Annotated in this window: 18 protein-coding genes; 2 read left to right on the top strand and 16 right to left on the bottom strand. The window is 68.6% G+C overall.

From position 1 onward, the window contains the following. Window positions 1–319: 319 nt before the first annotated feature. The 15 genes from O7597_RS31570 to O7597_RS31500 form a co-directional block, all read right to left on the bottom strand. The gene (locus O7597_RS31570; RefSeq protein ID WP_281581648.1) at window positions 320–886 is read right to left on the bottom strand and encodes a hypothetical protein; all 567 of its coding nucleotides are present in this window, start codon (window positions 884–886) and stop codon (window positions 320–322) included. 141 nt (window positions 887–1,027) lie between these two features. Next, a complete protein-coding gene (locus tag O7597_RS31565; protein WP_281581647.1) occupies window positions 1,028–2,053 on the bottom strand; it encodes an ArdC family protein in 1,026 nt (341 codons plus the stop codon). Window positions 2,054–2,174: 121 nt separating this feature from the next. Beyond that, a complete protein-coding gene (locus tag O7597_RS31560) occupies window positions 2,175–3,521 on the bottom strand; it encodes a hypothetical protein (protein ID WP_281581646.1) in 1,347 nt (448 codons plus the stop codon). Between the two features lie 279 nt (window positions 3,522–3,800). Then, window positions 3,801–4,139 (bottom strand): hypothetical protein, encoded by a 339-nt coding sequence (locus O7597_RS31555; RefSeq protein ID WP_281581645.1) that lies wholly within the window; start codon window positions 4,137–4,139, stop codon window positions 3,801–3,803. Continuing rightward, window positions 4,136–4,786, bottom strand: a complete 651-nt coding sequence (locus O7597_RS31550; protein ID WP_281581644.1) for a GGDEF domain-containing protein — start codon at window positions 4,784–4,786, stop codon at window positions 4,136–4,138. Before O7597_RS31550 ends, O7597_RS31555 begins: the two co-directional genes overlap by 4 nt. Window positions 4,787–4,931: 145 nt before the next feature. Beyond that, on the bottom strand, window positions 4,932–5,939 hold the full coding sequence (locus O7597_RS31545) for a DUF4192 domain-containing protein (protein ID WP_281581643.1): 1,008 nt from the start codon (window positions 5,937–5,939) through the stop codon (window positions 4,932–4,934). 53 nt (window positions 5,940–5,992) lie between these two features. Continuing rightward, window positions 5,993–6,346 (bottom strand): hypothetical protein, encoded by a 354-nt coding sequence (locus tag O7597_RS31540; protein WP_281581642.1) that lies wholly within the window; start codon window positions 6,344–6,346, stop codon window positions 5,993–5,995. A 200-nt stretch (window positions 6,347–6,546) separates the two neighbouring features. Beyond that, entirely contained in the window at window positions 6,547–7,212 is a 666-nt protein-coding gene (locus O7597_RS31535; protein ID WP_281581641.1) for a hypothetical protein, read from the bottom strand. 362 nt (window positions 7,213–7,574) lie between these two features. Then, window positions 7,575–7,907 carry a hypothetical protein gene (locus tag O7597_RS31530; protein ID WP_281581640.1) on the bottom strand — a complete coding sequence of 111 codons (333 nt, stop codon included), beginning with the start codon at window positions 7,905–7,907 and terminating at the stop codon, window positions 7,575–7,577. Continuing rightward, window positions 7,904–8,044: a hypothetical protein gene (locus tag O7597_RS31525; RefSeq protein WP_281581639.1), complete on the bottom strand. Its 141-nt coding sequence runs from the start codon at window positions 8,042–8,044 to the stop codon at window positions 7,904–7,906. Before O7597_RS31525 ends, O7597_RS31530 begins: the two co-directional genes overlap by 4 nt. After that, the gene (locus O7597_RS31520) at window positions 8,041–9,162 is read right to left on the bottom strand and encodes a GGDEF domain-containing protein (RefSeq protein WP_281581638.1); all 1,122 of its coding nucleotides are present in this window, start codon (window positions 9,160–9,162) and stop codon (window positions 8,041–8,043) included. The genes O7597_RS31525 and O7597_RS31520 overlap by 4 nt, the downstream gene beginning before the upstream one ends. Before the next feature lie 622 nt (window positions 9,163–9,784). Then, complete coding sequence (locus O7597_RS31515; RefSeq protein WP_281581637.1) at window positions 9,785–10,093, bottom strand: hypothetical protein; 309 nt, start codon at window positions 10,091–10,093, stop codon at window positions 9,785–9,787. A 15-nt stretch (window positions 10,094–10,108) separates the two neighbouring features. After that, window positions 10,109–10,333: a hypothetical protein gene (locus tag O7597_RS31510; RefSeq protein WP_281581636.1), complete on the bottom strand. Its 225-nt coding sequence runs from the start codon at window positions 10,331–10,333 to the stop codon at window positions 10,109–10,111. Window positions 10,334–11,197: 864 nt separating this feature from the next. Next, entirely contained in the window at window positions 11,198–11,767 is a 570-nt protein-coding gene (locus O7597_RS31505; protein WP_281583346.1) for a C45 family peptidase, read from the bottom strand. Between the two features lie 39 nt (window positions 11,768–11,806). After that, a complete protein-coding gene (locus O7597_RS31500) occupies window positions 11,807–14,623 on the bottom strand; it encodes an NACHT domain-containing protein (RefSeq protein WP_281581635.1) in 2,817 nt (938 codons plus the stop codon). Window positions 14,624–15,183: 560 nt separating this feature from the next. Between O7597_RS31500 and O7597_RS31495 the strand changes: the two genes are divergently transcribed. Both O7597_RS31495 and O7597_RS31490 read left to right on the top strand, forming a co-directional pair. Beyond that, a complete protein-coding gene (locus O7597_RS31495; protein ID WP_281581634.1) occupies window positions 15,184–15,600 on the top strand; it encodes a hypothetical protein in 417 nt (138 codons plus the stop codon). Next, window positions 15,597–18,314, top strand: a complete 2,718-nt coding sequence (locus tag O7597_RS31490) for an AAA family ATPase (RefSeq protein WP_281581633.1) — start codon at window positions 15,597–15,599, stop codon at window positions 18,312–18,314. The genes O7597_RS31495 and O7597_RS31490 overlap by 4 nt, the downstream gene beginning before the upstream one ends. A 567-nt stretch (window positions 18,315–18,881) precedes the next feature. Here the strand turns inward: O7597_RS31490 and O7597_RS31485 are convergent. Further along, window positions 18,882–19,322, bottom strand: a complete 441-nt coding sequence (locus tag O7597_RS31485; protein ID WP_281581632.1) for a hypothetical protein — start codon at window positions 19,320–19,322, stop codon at window positions 18,882–18,884. Window positions 19,323–19,330 lie beyond the last annotated feature (8 nt).

The raw sequence follows: 19,330 nt of genomic DNA, 5'->3' as shown, positions 1-19,330 counted from the left end.
ATCGGGCCCGGACGACCAGACAGGGTCGCGTCCATCGGCAGCAAGGAGCAGATCTCAGTGCACACCCCCACGGGTCTGGCCCATTCGGACGGATGCGTGCCTGCCGCCGCGGGCGGCACTGCCCTCGGATGGCTGCCTTGTCGAGGGACAGGGAATACCGGCTCCACCGCCGGCAGACGGCGGTGTGCGTCGCGGTGCTACCAGCCGCCGCAGGTCGGCGGTCTCAGACAGGAGCAGTTCTGGGCGGGACATGCGACACGCCACCCGGGACGGGTGGCGCCAGATGACACTCGACCACCGGCTCGACGGGCGCCGCCAGTCACAGGTGGTGGGTTGCGGTGACGAGCCGGCTCAGCACGTCGGGGATGGCGCCGGCCAGGAGTTGTGGCGTGAGCGCGTCGTGGACCGTGATCGGCTGGGGGTGTTCGTCCCGGATGCGTTTGGTCTCGTAGCAGCGGCCGTCGGTGTCGATGGCGACGACGATGCGTACCTCGGCGTCGGCCATCGCCGGCACGGTGTTGATGTCGCCGTAGGTGTAGTCGGCGTACGGCGTGTACTGGAAGCCTTCGAACACCAGCGCGTACCCGACGAACGTGCGGTGCGTGGCGTCGAGCCAGTCCTTCAGCTCGGGTGCGTTCTCGGGGATGCAGATGAAGTCGGCGAGTAGGTTCAACACGCCGGCGAGGCCGGAGTTCGAGCCGGGATCCAGGTCGAGGGCGAACGGTGAGGGCTCCACCTCGATCAGGTGCAGCGGGGAGCCGGTGACCAGGTGGCGGTGGAACAGGGCGAGAAGCACCGGTGGGGCGTCCCAGCCGAGATTCTCGGCTTTCTCCTCGATCCCGGTGATGACCTGGGGCAGCGCGAGGGTGATCTGCGGGGACAGCATGTCCATGCTCCTAACGAGTGCGGGATGTGTGCACGACCTGCCGGCATGCGGACGGGCACGTGTGCCCGTTGCCGGCCGGGCCGGCGCGGAATGGGATGCCGACGGGGTGGATGAGGAAGCAGCCCCGGCGGCGGTGGCCGGTCAGACGGGCTGCGCCACGACGGCGAGCCCAGGCTCGGCGGCCTCGGCGAGGTCAGCGTCGTCTGGGGTGAGGTCGCGCAGGATCGTCTTGGCCACCCGCAGCACGGTCTGCGCGCAGTCACGGATCAGGGTGAGGTCGCCGTCGGCCCAGCCGAGCACGTACGCGTCGGAATAGGCTTGGGTGTCGAGGCCGAGCGCCCGGCACAGCAGGTGGGCGACGCTCTCGGCTTCGGTCTCACGTCGGCCGCGGTGCAGCAGTTCCTGCCGGTCGAGGTCGTCAAGGTGCCCGCACCGGATGTGGGCCAACTCGTGCAGGCTGGTCTTGATGCGCTGTGCGCCGCTGACGTCGTCACGCACCCGCACCATCTGCACACCGGTCCCCTTGACGGTGACCCCGTTCGCGCGGCCCAGGTGGGCGCTGCCCGCAGGCACGAGGGCGAAGTCGTAGCCGGCCTGTCTGATCAGTCCGACGACGTCGTCGTAGGCGCCGGTGGGGTCATCGCCGGTGAGCAGCTGCGCGGTCTTCCCGCCGGCGGCCTTCACCTGGCGGCGGCGCCGCACGGTGGGCACCTCAAAGGGTTCACCGTCGGTCTGGCTGATGTCGAAGGTGCTGGTGGGCCGGAATCCGACGACCTGGATCGCGGGGCGGCCGTCCGGGTCGCGTCGAACGGTGCGGCCGGCGGCCTCCCAGTCGCGGGCCTGCTCCTCGGTGGGGCGGCGGGTGACCGGCGCCCAGATGAGGAACCCGGTCTCGCCCTCGCGGACGTGCCGGTTGAGGGCCTTCCAACCTGAGGTGCCTTTCCTGTTGCCGTAGGGCAGGAAGTAGCGGGGCTCGATGTTCCGCTCGGCGGCTTGGAGCATGAGCAGGAACTGGTTGTGCAGGCTGTAGCGGGCGCCGAACACGGCCGCTTCCTCGATGAAGGTGACCCACTCGGTGGGGTCGGCGGCGAGGCGCGCCAGCCGGGCGTCGAACTCGGCTTTGCTCCGTTCGAGGAACGCGTCGCGTTCCTCGGCTGTCATGGCCATGGTGGCCCTCCTGTCTCCGCCACGTGGCGGCGGACAGGCTGGGGCCGCAGCCCCAGCCGGCCCGTAGGCACGAGGTGGGACTGCAGCCCGGGTGTTGCGGGAACGCGGACGGAGGTGCGCGTCAGCTCCGGGTCGGTGCGGGAAGAGTCGCGGCCAGCGCGGCGGTCTTGGGTGCGGTGCGGAACATCGAGACCGCGTTGGGGGCGATGTCCGCGACGCCGTCGGCGCGTTCGGTGGCGGTGAAGGGGAGCTTGGCGTGGGGGCCGACGCGGAACGCGGGCAGGCTGTAGTGGGTACGGGCAACGACGGTGCCGTCGGCGGCGGTGTACTGGTCGAAGGAGGTGAGGTCGAGTCCGTCGATGGGTGTCTCGCGGTTGCCGGTGCAGACGATGACGAGGTCGTAGGTGCGCCCGCCGATCAGTGCGGCGTCGGGTAGCGCGATGGGACGCGCCCGGCGGCTGATCACGGTGAGTCGTTGGACGCCGCGGCGGTCCGGCTGTAGGTAGCGGCCGGTGGCCTGGTATCTGCCGCGGATGTCGGTCTGCCACTGCTCGCAGGTTGTCGGCAGGTCCTCGGCGTACCAGTCGATGCGGTCGACCTGGTCGAGGGCGGCGGCGGCCATGAACGGTTGCGGGGCGAGGCCCAGGCACGACTCGACGGCGCACTTGGCGGAGTCACCGCCGCCGACGACCGCGACGCGACGCAGTCCGCGCAGCGGCCACATGCCGGCCATCCGCTGCATGAACTGCCGGAAGGTGAGCACGGTGGTGCCGTTGGCGCCGTCGGGGATCGGGTCGCCCACGCCGCGGGCGTCGATGACCCGGCCCGCCAGAATCGGGGCCTTGCCCTCGATCTCAATCTTGGCACCGGTGCCGGCGGCGCTGACGGATGAGACGGTGGCGTTGGTGACCACGTCGGCGAACTGGGCCAGCGCGAGGCGGATCACGAACGCCATGTCCGTGTTCGGCTGATATTCGATCATGGACAGGTCTGCTGCCTGGATCGGTGCGCCCGGCAGGTAGTTCAGGCTCGCCCCCTGGTCGCCGGCGGGTCCGGCGCCTCCGGCGCGGTTGCGGGAGTTGAGCCAGAACGTCGGCCGTGCGGTCAGCGCGAACGTGCCGCCGACGCGCTGGTGGCGTTCCAGCACCAGCGGCTTCGGGTAGCCGGCGAGGACGCGGACCGCCGCGTAGGTGGCGGCGTGGAATCCGCTGCCGATGATGACCTCACGGCCGGTGCTGCCGCCGCTGATGATGTCGTGTTGGCGCTGGTCGTCGGACCAGTAGGTGTCCAGGACCTGGTCGGCGAACTCGCGGCCGTAGGGGTCCAGGGCGATCCCGGTGAGTTGCGCCTGCGTCTGGCTGGGGAACTCGGACTGGCGTTGCATGATCGTCCGCATTCCCTCGGCGGCGGCCGGCCGTAGAGAGACGGCGGCGAGCAGGGCCTGGATCTGCGTGGATGGCTCGATCATGGGGCTCCGTGTCCTTTCGTGCGGAGTCCAGGCATCGCGCCGGGCCGTGCACCCACCCCGGGTGGCCCCCGGGGGTTTGCGGCACACGGCCGGCACGATCCCCGGAAGGGGTCAAACTGGGATGGGTTCCTGGGCTGGCCGTGACCAGCCCCTGGTGGGTCGATCGCTGACGTGGTCGGCGTGGACCGTCAGCCGGTCGCCGCCTCAGCGCGGGGCGGATGCCCTCCGGCGGCGGTGGCCGGGCATCCGCCGTTGGCAGCGGTGAGGCCGCCGTGGTGGTTATTGGGCGATCACGACCTCGTCGTCGAGGACGGCGAACCAGGGGATGGCCGTGGCCCGGCGCAGCCGGGTCAGCCAGTCGTCGATGGCCTCGATCGGGCCGTCGGGATCGGGCAGCGGATACCGGTCGGTGAAGTCCGGGGCGTCCTCGGCGAGGCTGCCCGTGTCGGCGAGCGTGCGGGCGAAGATCCGGATCGCTTCCCGCTTCACCGCCTCAACGCTGCTGCCGACGATCAGGATCGGCGCGTCGTCCCAGTCGATCAGCCCGTACACGTCCCCGCCGACACCCGCACCGGAACGCGCCCGACGGCGGCAGATGACCAGTCGGCGGGTCTTCATCGGACCGGCCCGCCGTCGGTGGTGCCGGGCTTGGTGGCGGGATGGAACACCGTCGTGAGCCCGCGACCGGTCTGCTTTGCCGCGCGCAGGGCGCGGTCGGCGTGCACGAGCGCTAGCCGCCGTGCGGCCTCCTGGTGGGGCGTGAGGGACGCGACGCCGGCGCAGGCGGTGACGGTGACCGTGACGGGCTGCCCGGTGAGATGAATGTCGGTCGGTTCGGCGACGGCAGCGACCAGCCGCGCGGCGAGACCGGCGGCGTCGGCGCGGTCGTCGATGACTGCCGCGAACTCGTCGCGGCGCAGACGGAACACCTGTGCGCCGGCGGCCTGCACGGCGTGGTGGAGCCGACCGGCGGTCAGGACGAGCAGTTGGTCGAACGCGCGGTCGCCGAAGCGGGCCACGAACGTCCGGGTGCCGTCCAGGTTGATCAAGATCATTGCGACGGGTCGTCCGGCGACGGCCAGGGCGGCGTGCAAGCCCGCCCGGTTACCGAGGCCGGTCAGGTCGTCGTGGTGGGCGCTGTGCAGGGCGGCGGCGACGGCCGCCCGGTAACCGGCCGCAGTACGCAGCCGGGTCAGGTGGTAGGTGATAGATGCGGTGATCACGATCGCCGTCAGCAGGACGGTGATCTGCGTCAGGGTGGACACGGTGCCCACACCTCCAATCCCCAAGGTCGGGGAGGTATCGAGGGCAGCCGGGTGCCACCGGCTGCCCTCACCTCGAACGGTGTGCGAGCGCCTGCTCGCGAAGGGGGGTGCCGGCGGCGCCCGGGTCGGGCACCGCAGCGACGACCTACTCGGCGGTGCCGGTGGTGGCGGCCCGCCACTGCTGCGGCGACACACCGGCCCGCAGGGCGTGGCCGAGCAGGTGCGCCAGGTGGTAGCCCGGGTCGACGTGCAGGGCACGGTTCACCGCGATGTTCGCCATGGCGCCGTCACCGGCCAGGTAGGCCGTGATGGCGAGCAGGCAGGCCGGTGCGGCGCTGGTAGCGGGCATCGCCCGTCGGGTCACGTCGATCCACAGCCGCCGCTGCGCATCGCTGCCGTCACAGGTGATCCAGGCGTGATCGCGGACCTCGGGGACCATGAGGACGGCGGTCAGCCACCCCACCTCGTCGTCGGACAGGGACTCGTCGCGGGCAACGGACTCGTACGCCTGCTGCACCGCCGCGATCCCGGCGCGCACCACATGCTCCGGTGCCACCGGCTGCCCGCCGCTGGCGGTCGAGACGGCAACCTCGGCCAACATGACGGCCATCCGAGACAGCGCGGTGTATGTCGCAGTGCGCATCCGGACGCGCTCCGGCCCCGATACCGGCGTGATGAGGCGTTCCAGCGCGCCCCGGTCCGGCAGGGGCGCGAGACCGCGGTAGACCGCTTCCGCCGCAATCCTGCTGCCAGCCGGGTCGTAGGCCACACCGTCGGCGCAGCCGGCGTCACCGCACAGGCACCAGTAACGGCCCTCGCCGACCCGCAAGGCTTCGAGGACGTCGACGCCGGCGGTGGTCAGCGCGGTGGTGAGCAGCGTGGCGGCGGGTGCGACCCGATCGGCCGGTCCGTAGCCGACGAGGAACGCCGCCGACCCGTGCCGGGCGATCATCGCGGCGTTCCGCGCCGCCGGTACCGCCAGGTCCGCAAGGTCGGACGGGTGGGGTAGGTCGAGGCGGGCGGCGAAGCGGACCTTTCTGCCGCCCAGGACCACCACGACCAGGCTGTCGGTCGGGGTGAAACCAACGAGGTAGGGCACTGCGGCGACACGATCGTCGCGGGTGGTGAGAGTCAGCTTGTCAGGTGTGACCACAGTTAGGTTCTCCTTCCCGAGGCCGCCGGCGGCCCGTGCCGCCGACGGGCAGGTCAGCGACAGCAGGTGAGCGCGGTGAGCACCGCGTCGGTCTGGGTGGTGGTGAGACTGATGACGGTGGTGCCTCGGCGACCGGTGACGACGACAGGTCCGACCAGCGGCAGGTCACCGCCGCCCAGACGCGCCACGAGCAGGCGGGCGACAGGGTTCGGGCGCAGAGCTTTCGGGTGTCCGTCCTCGTCGCCCCAGGCGTACAGGTCCGGGACGCCGATCGGGATCGGTGTCAGCCACCCGCCGACTATGCGGCGCAGCAGCGATGCGACGTCGCTGTGGCGCAGTCGGGTGTGGTGTTCGTGGCTCATGCCGTCCTCGGCAGCCACGATGTAACGGAACGTTTCACGGGCCATGCAGACTCCTGTCGGGGTAGTCGCCGGGCATGGCCGTCTGGCCATGCCCGGCGCGAAAGGGGTGGCCGGGCATCGGCCAGGACAAGTGGTGTGCAGGTACGGCCGCCGCCGGCGGCGCGGGTCCGTGGCGGGTGGACGTCGGGACCAGGAGGGTGTCCTGGGTGGTCACGGCGCGGTGGGCGGCCGCCGGGATGCGCGCCTCAGTCGCCGAGGTCTTCCACGTCGGCCGTGACGTCGATCGTCACGGTGTCGTCGTCGACGTTGTCGACCCGATCGGTGTCGATCCGCAGATAGCTGCGGACGTCGGACTCGGTGTCCTCGGTGTCGCGGTCCACGTCGGGGATCACGTCGAAGCTGCCGCTGATGGTGAACCGGACCCGGTGGCGCGGCTGATAGGGACTCAGGTCGAACCGGGACAGGAGGCTGTCGAGCCCGTCGCGGGTGATGTCCGCCTCGCGGTACTGGTCGATGGCGTAAGACCGGATCTCGGTGAGTTGGCTGGCCTCGCGTCGCCGATCCTCGTCGCGTTGCTCGACCAAGCTGCGGGCGCGTTCGGCGGCGCTGTCCTGTTCCGCCACCGCCCACGCCACGGCCTGCCGGGTCAACGCCAGCGCGGTGGCCGGGTCCGTGACCGGTACCGCGGAGATGTCCACGCGCAGGCTACGGACCTGCCCGTCGACCAGGACACGGACCATGCTCGTCCCCGGGGCCGGGGACAGCACCACGGCGTCGTAGCGGGCGCCGGCGTCCAGGATGGTGACCACCTGGCCGGCAGAGCCGGCGAAGGCGGTCAGCGGACGCGGTGACGGCTGCGGGGCGACAGCGGCCGAGGAATCGGGGCGTTCGGAGGTCAGGGCGTCGGTCATGACGATGCCTTTTCTGATAAGCCCGGCGGGACACCGGGACGTGGAATGGGGTTCGCGCCCAACGGCGCGCAGAGGGGAGTGGTGAACCGGCCAGGCGATCACGCCCGGCGCGGCGTGTGGACTGCGGCGACGTTCGGCCCGGGGGCTCGGGCACTGCCGGTGACGCCGGCCACCGGTACCGGGTCGGTCAGCGGCGTAGCCGCATTCGCCCGCGCTGGTGTGGTCGTCATCGGCGATTCAGGTGCGTCGCCAGCGGCCGCCGGGTCAGTCGGGTGGGTCGGTGAGAACGTCGATCAGGGGTTCACCGGCCAGGGCGGGATCATCGAGCCAGCCGCTACGCGTGAACGCACGCGCCGCGGTGCTCACCTGGAACCTCCCGCTGAGGGGGCGCGGTCCAACCAACGCAGCCGGACCAACCGGTGCAGGGCCGACTTCACCGACCCGGCCGACATGCTCGTCATCTCGACCAGGTCGTCCGGCTGGCAGCCCGAGTAGACGCCGCCCATGGCGGTGACGCAGTCCGCGTGATGGTGCACGGCCACGCACACCAGCCGCTCGGCTGGGGTCAGGTCATCCGGGTGCAGACCACGGCCGGCCCGACCGCCGGCCAGCAGCCACCAGCCGTAGGCGGTGTAGGTGCACATCCTGCTGCTGGCAGCAGCCAACGCGTCCAGCCGCTGCGAGCGGCCGGTCACCGGCCGTCCCGAACGGACGCTGCGAGGACGACGTCCACCTCGCCGGGCAGCCGGACGACGTCGTCCTGCCGCAGGTCGACCGCCCCGCACAGTCCGACGACCACCAGAGCAGGCGGTATCGGTCGGAGCCGGGTCACGACTCGCCTCCCGGCATATCGAGGGCGTCGGCGATCGCGTCGGCGAGTGTCGCGTACCTGGCCATCTCCGCCTGCGCCACCACCCGGATCCGATCGATCCCCGCCGCCGTGGGCGTGACATCGATCGTCTGGTCCGCCGCGCCTGCCGCACCGCTGCCCGTCGGCGCAGGTCCGGCAATCGCTGCCCACCTCTCCTGAGCGGTTCGAAGGGCGTTGACGATCGCTGCCGCGTCGGCGCCCGAGCACAAGATGCGGACTCGCGGAACGGAACTGTCAATGAGAACGATGTCGCGGCCGGGTTTGAGGTCACGGCGACGGACCTGCGCCCGGGTGCCGTCAGCCTGCGGTATCCCGTCGCGGTCCGGCTCGTAGACCAGGGTCTGGTTGCCGGCCCGCTTCGCGATGTACATGGCAGCGTCGGCTTGGGCGAGGGCGTAGCGGGGATCGCTGCCGTTGCTTGCGGCCACGCCAACGCTGGCCCGCGGTGCCGGTTCGTCAGCGGCCGGTGCGGTGAAGGCGGCACGGATCGCGTCGGCCAGCACGGCCGGGTCGGTGTGCGGGGCCACGATCACGAACTCGTCGCCGCCGGCACGAGCCACGACGGCATCGGCCCGCACAGCGGCGGCCGCGGCGGAGAGCCGATCCGCGATCGCGGTCAGGTACCGATCACCCGCCGCATGCCCACCGTCGTCATTGACCTGGTGCAAACCGTCGGCGTCGGCCACCGCGACCGCCACCGGGGCGCGGTGTTCGGCGGCGGTAGCCAGAGCCCTCTCCACGACAGCCCGGGTGGGCAGGCCGGTGAGCGGATCGGTCAACGCCGCGGCGAGTTCCCGCCGCAGACTGTTCTCCCGGTCGGCGGCCGCAGCGAGACTGGCCCGCAACCGCTCGAAATCGGTGCGCCACCTGTGCTGGTGGTGGCGGGCAAGCCGGACCAGCGTCACGGCGCCCGGCAGCGCCACCATTCCGGTAATGACGGCGGCTACCGCCGCGGCAGTGAACCGGCCGGTGGCGGCGAACGCGCCAGCCGGCCCGGCGGTGATGATGCTGGAGATGACGATGAGCATGCCCGCCCTGGTCAGGCGGGGTTGGCGGTCTAGTCGATGAGGAGACAGCATTCAAGGGCTCCTTACGGCTGAGGAGCACCGGGGGCGGACCGGCGTGGCAAGGCAGGGGCCCGCCCCCGGGCCCACGTGAAGCCGGCCCACGGATCAGGCGGGCTGGCCAAGCGTTGTCCGACGGCGAATCGGCCCGTGCACGGTCATCGGCCTACGGCGACACCGGCCGGCTCCCGGGTGGGCGAGATGGCCGGCGGGACGCGGTGAGGCGACGCCGGGCAGCGCAGCAGCCCGTCTGCTGACCTGCCGAGAGTGTCGCGGCGTGACGTGAGTCGCGGCAGCCCCGAACGCAGCTGTCCGGGTCGCACTCGAGGCCCGTGGCCACCCGCGTGAGCATCTGCCGCAGGTTCGTCGATGGTGTCGTAAACGGCCAGCCGAGTCCGTCGGCGAAGATCTTGACCTTGGGCGCCCCGTACATCGGGTAGTCGCCGTCGTCGATGGCCGAGGCGAAGTCGTCGCGGCCGAGCAGCCGGGCCTACTCGGTGAGTTCTTCGACCGAACGGCTGGCCGAGTTGCCGCGATGGTCGAGGAAGTTGTCGATCGCGAACTTCCAGGAACTGGCGGGCGTAGCTCTCGGCGTCGCTGTGCCGGCTCCACCGCAACTGGTCCCACCGCCCTGCGGTCATATCGGCGTCGAGAACATGCGGGCGTGTGCGGGGTTTACCCGGTCGGGTGGGCGGCGACGGCAACCAGTGGAGTGCGTAGGAGCAGCTGGTCGAATGTAGTCGTTGGCGGCGTGGACATAGGTCAGTTGGGCGGACAGCCGGCCGCTGCGGGTGGTGAGCCACATGCCGGTGGCAGTGGCGGTGGCGTCGCCGGGAACCGCGGCGAGTGCGGCTGTGGTGCAGTGGCTGCTCAATCCGGCCTGGAGCGTTTCGAGCCGGGCAGCGGGGATTGTGTGCTGCCGGTGTGCGGCGTTGTAGGCGGTCATCGCCAGCACTCGGGGCTACGCCAGGTCCACCTGTTGGGCGCGGCTGACCGGCCACGCCGTTGGGTCGGCGCGATGCCGGTCGAGAAACACCCACCAGGGTTGCGCATCGCGGGTGCCGGAAACGGTGGCGTGCCATTGCTGCCACTGCCACGCGGCGTACTCCGCGGCGCGGCTGCGCATCAGACGCAGATCGAGCAGGCAAGTCGGTCCGCCGGCCGCGTGTCCGCGCGAGCGGTGCACCAGTTTGCGGGTCAGTCGGCGGCGTGCCGGGAACGGCCGACAGGGCCAGTGGGACGAAGGTGCCCCTGCGTGTGGACGCGGTCCGCGGCGGAGTCGGTCAGGGCGTCAGTGGTGATTTCGGGGTCGAGAGTGACCACGATGGTCAAGGACACGGACATGTGTCTACCTCCACTCGAAGACGGAAATGGTCGGCGAGATGCGTCGCCGTCAAGGCTGTTGGCCGGATAGATCCATGGGTGGGCAACAGCGTTGGACGAAGCGACGGCGTGGAGAGCCTGGGAGAGATTCGGTGGTGCTGGTGGGCGGAACGTCGCGGGAGGAGGTGTCGCTGCCGACCGGCCGATGAGGCGGGTGGGCGGGTGCGGCTCCTGCCGTGACGGGCCGAGGCCCGAGGGGTGGCGCACGATGGAGACTCAAAATGGACCCTCACCATAACCCGCTCACCCAACAGAAAACGATCATGCGCTGGTGTCGTCCAGAAATGGCCTGACCAGGACTGTTGGGCATGTTGAGGGACGCTGTGACGGCTGGTTCGGCCAGTCGTGTTGGTTACCTCGGATCGGCTGTTGGCCAACACGCCCTGGCTATTGAGTCACAGTGAGGTGGTGCTGGGTTCCCGTCGACGACGGCGCGGCGTCGTTGGGTTGCGCAATACGTGTGCCCTACTGGCAGCCTCGCGTATTCGACTGCTGCGAGTTTCTACAGGTTCCGAACCGGGTCCGTTGCGGTCGGTGATCAATCCTCGTTTTGGCTCTGGGCAGAGTGAGCAGGCCGAGGTCGACCAAACGTCGCGGATGTACCGCTCCGGAAAGCCTTCAGCTCATCCGGCCCGAGGTCACGGTGCGGGATCCGGGTGCGAAGTCGCTAAAGCGGCGGCTTCAGCATCGCTGCCACGTCCGCGCCCGCGGCGCGGATGGCGCGTAGCCGCTCCTGCGTCCGCATGGTCCGTTCCTGCTCCTCGGTCACCGGCAGGTGCTGGTGATTGGCGGCGCAGGCGTCCGGCGCCACCGTCGGCGGCATATCCGGCCCCACGAACACCGTCACCGCCTTGCTGGAATCGACAAGGGTGAGGTTCTGGGGGACGGCGACCGGTAGAAATCGCAGCCTGTCGACCGCCTCATCGACGGTGTCGCACGTCTCCAGCAGGTAGCGCACGAGGATGAGAATGGCGAAGCCAGGTCCGTGGGCGGAACGTCCGCCCCAGGTGAGCGAGACCGCGAGACTGGCGTCGTTCATCCCGTCCAGCAAGCCCCACAGCAGGTCCTGCATCCCGATCACGGGGCGCAGGAAGCAGGAGGAGACGATGGTCCCTTCGCACTGATCGGGCCGTAGGTCATAGTTGCGCAGCAGAGTGCCGCTCTGGCCGATCTGGGTGCACGCCTGGGAAAACGGCCGCAGTGCCGCGTGGGTGAGGAAGACTTCAGCGGCGCTAATCCAGACAGGCCGCCCGTCTACAGACCCTCAAGCCTCGTCTCACCGGTAGCCGACAATTGGGCTGTCGAGGCGCTCGATCCAGGAGTCCACGAGGGCTTCGGCCTCGTCCGGCAGGTACCACTCGGCGACCGTTGAGTGCGCGCGGGCGCGGGCCGGCGGGTCGTAACGGGCCTCGGCAACGGCGCCGAACACGCCACTGGTGGTGCGATTCGACTCGCCTTGCCACATGGGAAGCATGAGCAGCACAGCTGCCCCGCGCGCCTGGCGGGAGAGCTTTCCAACCATCGCTTGCGGATCGCACGTGCGGCCCAGGCGCCCCCACTCGACTGCTGGAATCCACATCGCCTCATCGTCCTCGCGTCGCCGCAGCCACGGCCAAGGCGATGCAATGAGGTGGCCGTACAACGCCTCCAGCTCTCGGGCCGCGGCCTCCCGCCGTGCGTTCGGCGACGACCCGATGAGCGCAGCCGCCAGCAGTTGCGATGCGTAGGAGGGAAGGTGCTCCCGGAGCAGGGAAACCGAGCTGAAGAGCAGTGAGACGCCGTGCTCGGCGACGCTGCGCGAGTTGGGCGCGAACAGGGACGGAAAATGATGCAGAGCGCGCTGCGCCTCGTCGCCGAGCTTGATGGGCGGGATTACGCCGATGCCCTGCCGGATGCTCGCCGCACTGTACTTGTATGTGAGGGCCTCGCAGATCAGTTGAGGACCCACACGATCTCCGTCTGACCTTGCGGGAAGCTTAGTGATGATCTCCTCGAGAGACCGCTTGATCTCTCCTCTCGCCCGACTCGCGTTCTCCGGCAGCGCCGATTCCAGGATCAATCGCAGCGGTAGATCCCCCCGGTCGTACTCCCCCGGGGCTTCGAACACCTGGTAGCGCATGCGCCGTCCGTACTGCGGGCCATTCACGCAGCTTTCGAAGCTCTCCTTGGCGATCCAACCGAGTGTCTTGCTGGACGGAATCACGGACTGCAGCGATCGAGCCGCGAACTCAAGCCAGGTGTCGTGCTCGTCCAGGCTCAGCGCGAGGACGCGGTCGGCGCCGTCGTCGTTCTGCTCGTTCACGATTTGCAAGGCCAGCTGGGCTACGAGGTTCCAGGACGAGTCGAGGGGCCGTTTGCGCAGCTCGTCCCAGACCCCCTCCGGCGTGGGGTCACGGCGCACGAGCTGCACCGCCGTGAAGTACTCAAGAAACGTCCGGTGAGTGAAGCCGTACCAGGGCTCCCGTGCTCCACTGCCTACCTCGGTTAGCACCCACGCACGGCCGGCGCAGAAGTCGAGCAGGTCGTCCGACGCGCGCATGGCCTCCGCCTCTTCCGAAAACCGGCGCTTCATCAGGTAGTCCGTGAGGAACGCGTGCACCTCCGATCGGGGCAGCGCCTGGCGGCCCTTCGCGTCGTCGTAGATGCGCCACGCGAGCGCGGCCACGGCCGGACGCAGATGTGAGCGGTAGGGAGCTGACACTGCTAGCCCACGGTGCTTGTCCCACTCCTGGAACAGGAGTTTGGCGCACTTCTCGTAGACTTCGGCCCGATCCCGGGGGATCGCGTGCTCCGCTAGATAGAGTGAGCAGAGCAGCGAGAGCATCAGCGGGTTGGCGCGCAGGTCCGCGACCGTGACCGAGTCGATGAGAAAACCTTGGACCAGCCGCACCCGCTGCTTTTCCGGGACCGCGTTGTCGAGATGGAACCAGGAGCGCGCGTACTCCGCCACCTGCTTGTCCGTGAACGGCGGAACCCACACGACGGGGAACAGGGTGTCGTCGAGCGCGGCGTCCTCGTATCCGATCCCACGAGACGTCACGATGATGCGGACCTGCGGGTAGAGGTGGGCGAACCCCTCCACCGACTCGGCGAAGCGCCGCCGGTGGTGGAGCTCGCCGATCTCGTCAATCCCGTCCACGATGACCGTGACCGCGCCGGTGAGCAGGAGGTACTCGAGGCCCTCCTCACTGATCTTGACGTTGTAGGGATGTCGCATCGCCACCTGCAGCAGCTCGGCGAGCACATAGTCGCCGCCAATGATCTTCTCGTTGTGATCGCGCGTGATGAACAGGACCGGGACCTGCCCGCCGACCGTCGGCGGCTCGTCGACCGCGAGGTCCCGGGCCAGCTTGGCCGCGAACGTCGACTTGCCGGCGCCCGGGTCGCCGAGAATCACGGCGCGCCGCCTGTCGACGAGGATCTCCTCGATCGTCACGGCAGGGTTCGCGTCATCCGAGAACGTCGGGGTGACGTACAGCCGGTCGTACGAAAACCGCATCCGGCCTCCGAGATGGATCAAAGTCATGTCCGAGCGCAGTGCGGCCACCTGCCGGCGGAAGGAGGCGGCGACTTCGTGGAACTCGGCTACCGACCGAACCCGCTCGAGCAGTTCGTCTTTGCGGGCTCGGGCTGCGGCGAGGTCGGCGGCCACCGACACTCCGAATTGCTCCCACTGGCGGCCGGAGCCGAGTTTGTCGCGGGCTGCAGCTGCCTCGCGCTTGACGAGGGCGAAGAGAAAATCGGTCAATTGCAGCTGCCGTTCAGGATCGATCCCTCGCTGGAGGAGCCCGGTCCGGACGTCGTTCCGGAGCTCGACGGCACTCCCTTCCTTGGTGCCGGTGACGCTCCAGACCACGACGCGCAGGACGATCTCCTCGAACTCCGCCGAGTCGGTGAACTCGAGCAGCGCTCGGCTCTCTTGCGGCGGCAGGCCGTCCAGCAGCGCGGAGGCGGACTTGTGCGCGAGGAGCGTGCGGACCTCCTCGGCGAGCTGGCGCTGCTGGCGCGCCGTAAGGGCACGACGGCCCAAATAGGCGGCAGCGCGCCCGCCGGCCCGCAAGAGGCTGTTCTCGAGTCCGGTCGGCATCATCATCCGAGGCTGCCGGTACCGGACGGCGGCACACAACCACCGAAAGGCGTGTTCTGCGCGCCCACCCCTACCTCGCCATCACCGCCGCGCAGGCCAAAAGGGGGCGCCGAATCCGATGACGGCCTCATCCCTCTTACCCTCGGCGAAGTCCGCCGTCTCCTGGCACACCTGATCACCACCACCCGACCCTTCGACCACATCCATCGATAGTCACGATGGCGACGCCGACATCAGCACCGCGCCAGAACAGCCCAATACCAGGGAAGACTGGGTGAGCAACGGCCCCGGATCCCGGTGGGCCAGGGGTGCCGCTTCTCCCGGGGGTAGCCGGGGTGATCTATCGTGGAGGTACATCTGGATACGAGCGCTAGACCGAGCAGGCGTCTACCGGCACCGCGAAATGCACGTTACCGCAATCCTGAGCTGCCACACCCAACCGCTCACAACGGTCATACCGCTACCCTGCCGGAGCTCTTGCCGCAGACCCGCTGAAATGCACGCTCGCTGGGAGCGCAAGTTGCCCGGCCTTCTCCACAACCGGAGGTCGTCGATACGATCCGTCGGTGCCGTTGACTGTCTCTGTCCGCGAGTTGACCAACAGCTACTCACGACTCCGCGACGCGGCCGAAGCGGGCCTTCCGCCGGTGTCTCACCTACTTCGCTTTTACTCCGTCGAGTGCGGGCTGAAGGTTCTGGCGCTCAAGAACCGGAAGGTGCGCTCCACTGCCCAGCAGCAGGACCTCATCACGCATGATCTGCGCCAGTTGGCGAGGACCCTCAACTTGAGTGCGTCCGTCTATCGGAACCTGTTGGACTGCCGACGCCCTCCGAGAGGAGGGTTCAGCCATCCACCGGTGACCACGAAGGAGCTCCATGAGGCATGGCGGTACGGCGCGGAGCTTGATCCCGAGGACGAGAACCGAAATGTGGCAGGCTTGACCACGCTCGGACAGCTCTGCACAGAAAGGATCGGGCGGTGAACGATCGGCCTGCTGCCTACCCACCCGCCCACCCCGACCACCTGTTTACCTGGTTGGACGTCAACCAGTACTTCGCTGATCTTGCCCGCGCAAATGGCTGGCCCGACTGGCTACATGAAGTCGATGCCTACTGGGACAGTGCCCGCTTTGTCGTCGACTCGACGGCCTCGACCGCCGAAGTGTGGACTTGGCTGCGAGACGTACTCGGGCCCTTGACCGTCGAACCCGACCGTGGCGTGCTGCTACTCGACGACGCCGACCCGGACGGCCCTCAGCGACCGCTGGACGTCGAGATCGAGGTTGCTGGCGAGGTGCCCCCGGCGGAGCGTCGACCTCGCTGGAACGACCGTCGGGTCGTCTCCGAGTTGGCCCATGCCCTGCCTGCGCCACGTCAGGCCCTTCCACACGACATGTCCGTCGTTGCGTTCCACTCGTTTAAGGGTGGGGTCGGCCGAACCCTTCACTGTGTCGCGACGGCTCGACGTCTCGCAGACCTCGGCCGGAGGGTGCTCCTGGTCGATGCTGACCTCGAAGCGCCGGGGATCACCTGGATGGTTGCCGACTCGACGCGCATCGACTTCGCCTACGAGGACTTCCTCGCTCTGGTACACGGGGCAACCGATCCGGCGTACGTCGAAGCCATCAGCTTGGGTCGTAAGTTCCTGGCCAACCAGGAACTGGACGACGTGGTTGTCATGCCCGCCCGGCGCGACCACCTGCGGGTCGCCCCACCCCACATCGAGCCGGTCGACCTTCTCACCACGGACCGCGACCCGTACGTGCTGACCGAAGCCCTCGCTGAGCTGGGGCACGCGGTCGGCGTGGACACCGTACTTGTCGACCTACGGGCAGGATCGAGCGAGTTGAGTGCACCCCTGCTGCTTGATCCCCGAGTGCTTCGGGTGTTCGTTACGACCATCAGCGATCAGTCGGTCCGAGGCACCCGCCAGATCCTCCGTGAACTCAGTCGCCGCGCCCCCAGTCAGCAACCTGGACATCCGGATTGCGCTCTGCTCCTCACGCAGTTTCAACCGGTGGACCACGGTGATCGGCTGGCGGACGTGGTCGCCGAGCTAAGAGACAGCGCACTTGAAGTGTCCGGTCGACCAGGCGACTATACCGACGACCTGCCTACCTCGGACGCTGCGGTCCCTCTCATGACGAGCCGTTTCGAACCTGGATTGCTGAACCTACCCGCCTCCTGGGACGAGGTGGTGCAGCTCATCGCCCGTCTTCGAGTCGCCGATGTGGTGACCGCCCTGGTGGAGGCGCTGCCCGCCGTTGTAGCTGATGCCCGCGCGTCGGTCGAGGTCGAGCCGACCTCGATGGAGGAGAAAAGGAACCATCTCGCCGAGGTCGCCGACGCCTTGATCTACGCGGAAGGGTCCGCCGAATCGGAGTTCCTCACCACGGACGCCCTCCGCAATCTCGCCGAAGCCCACCGGACGGAACTACCGGTGGAGATCGTCATAGGTGGTAAGGGAGCCGGCAAGACCTTCACGTTCATGCAGTTGTGTCAGCGCCCCGACTGGGCATCCTTCGTTGCCGCTGCCGGGGTGCCCAACGCCTCACTGAACGTGCCTACCGTGCCGGTACTGGCCTCCACGAACTTGCAGCCCGCGCTGGGGACGGTCATCGACGAACGGCGATCGTCGGCGGCGCGGAATCTCTCGGGCCGAGAGCCGGTCAGTCGTGGAGCGATCCGGGATATGGTGGACGAGGCCAAGGCCGAGGAACTGACCCAGGTCGGTTGGCGGCGAGTTTGGCTAGCGTGTTTCGCCCGCTCTGTCGGCTTGGACGCCGACCCCGCCACTGCCGAGGACGCCCTCACGGCGTTCGCCCGCGACCGCTCCGCGGTATTCGTACTTGACGGGCTTGAGGACCTCTTTCCCTCATTCGCCGATAAGAGCCGTGAGCAGGATGCCCTTCAGGCGCTCTTGGTCGGCTGCCCGGAGTGGCTGCGCACCCTACGCGGGCGACCGCTCGGCCTGGTGACGTTCATCCGGCGGGATCTGGCCTTGGCCGCCATCCGACAGAACCCCGGCCAGTTCGAGAAGCGGTACGAAAAGTACGCCCTGCACTGGACCACCGAAGAGGCGCTGCGGCTGGCAGCGTGGGTCTGTCACCGAGGCAAAAGCCTGCCTGCGGTTTCCGGCGACCACGTCCGTACCGCCCCAGAGGCCGAACTCTCCCGCCTGATGTCGACCATCTGGGGCGAAAAGATGGGCGGTGCCAAGTCCAAGGAGGCCCGGTCTGAGGTGTGGTTCTTCGCCGCGCTCTCCGACTTCCGTGGCCAGATCCAGGCTCGAGACATTGTCGCCTTTCTCGCCGAGGCTGCGAAGGAGTCGGTGGGAGCCGACTCACGCTGGTCCGATCGAATCCTCGCACCCACCGCCATGCGCAACGCCCTTCCCAAGTGCAGCGAGCAGAAGATCGAGGCGATCGGGCTGGAGAACCCACCGGTACAGAAACTGCTAGATCGGCTACGGAACCTGCCCGTCGATCAAAAGAGGGTGCCGTTCCGGCTCGATTCCGTTGGCCTTAACAGCGAGGAGGCGCGGCTGTTAGACACGAATGGAGTCGTGTTCCGCGAAGGTGACCAGTACTGGATTCCGGAAATCTTCCGACACGGACTCGGCTTCTCGGTACAGGGCCGACCGAGAGTAGTGGCGATGGCGAAGCTCGTACGCCGCCGGAACGACATCTCTAACTAAAGGGCGGGCCGCTCGTCGCCGCACAGGGAAATCGGAACCTCGAACCTCAGCGGCACGCCTCGGCGAGGACGCCCCACCGGTTTGGCAGCCCGGAACGCTTGCGCAAGCGCTGAGTTCCTTACCATGAAAGAGCCCCGTCTTCTTCGTACGCGAGACGCAGGTGAACCGGAGCGACGTGCACCGTCCATCGACGCGGAGAAGACTAGCTACCCGGTTCGCCCGTAACCCGCTGGGCAGAGGCTCGAGCAGGTCGAGTGCCAAACGCTGCGAATCGACGGATGGGCCGGTCGACCAGGCGGCTACGGCGGGCGCGATCTTCGAGTACCTGCCGATCTTCCACAACCGACAACGCCGCCACAGCTCACTGGGCATGCTCACCCCGATCGAGTATGAGAAGCTCACCCGATCGCCCTATCCGCAGCCTGACGCCAACCAACACGGCTCCGAGAAACCCGGGGAACATCAGGGTGTCCACATCTCAGGGGAAAGCCCACACAACATCATCCTGCTCGGGGTGACACCAGTACCGTTGACAGGCAACGCCTTCACCGAGTTGCGAGACGTCCTTTAACTTCCCTCTGCGAGCGGCGGCGTCTGCTGTTGCCGGCGCCGCTCTCTATCCCTGGCTGCCACATAGACCGTCACCTGCTGAGGCCTAGATCGGGACTCGGCGCCGTAACTCGTGCGTTCCATGTCATTGGCGATCTCGTCTAGGAGGTTGGCCGTCACTGGACCGTAGAGGATGACGGTCATGAAAGTCGGCGCAGGTCTGCTCGGCTCGGATCGGCCCGGCATCTGCAGCCGGTGAAGGATAAAGGTGATGCCATGTCCCGTGGGAATCTCGTGCGCCACCGGTTCGACAGCGGAGTAGAGCGTGTCCAGCAGGTCCGACGGAATCGGCATGTTGCGGTCGTCCAGGGCCTGTGCGGTCTGGAAAAGCCCTTTGATCGCGGCTGACGCGTGGCGTAGAGCGGAGACCGCATCTCGGTTGTAACTGGGGGGCGCCATGCCCGGTG

The sequence above is a fragment of the Verrucosispora sp. WMMC514 genome, assembly GCF_027497295.1.
GTDB lineage: Bacteria > Actinomycetota > Actinomycetes > Mycobacteriales > Micromonosporaceae > Micromonospora > Micromonospora palythoicola.
Note: the sequence above shows the minus strand (reverse complement) of the source record. Positions and strands in the feature narration are given on the sequence as shown.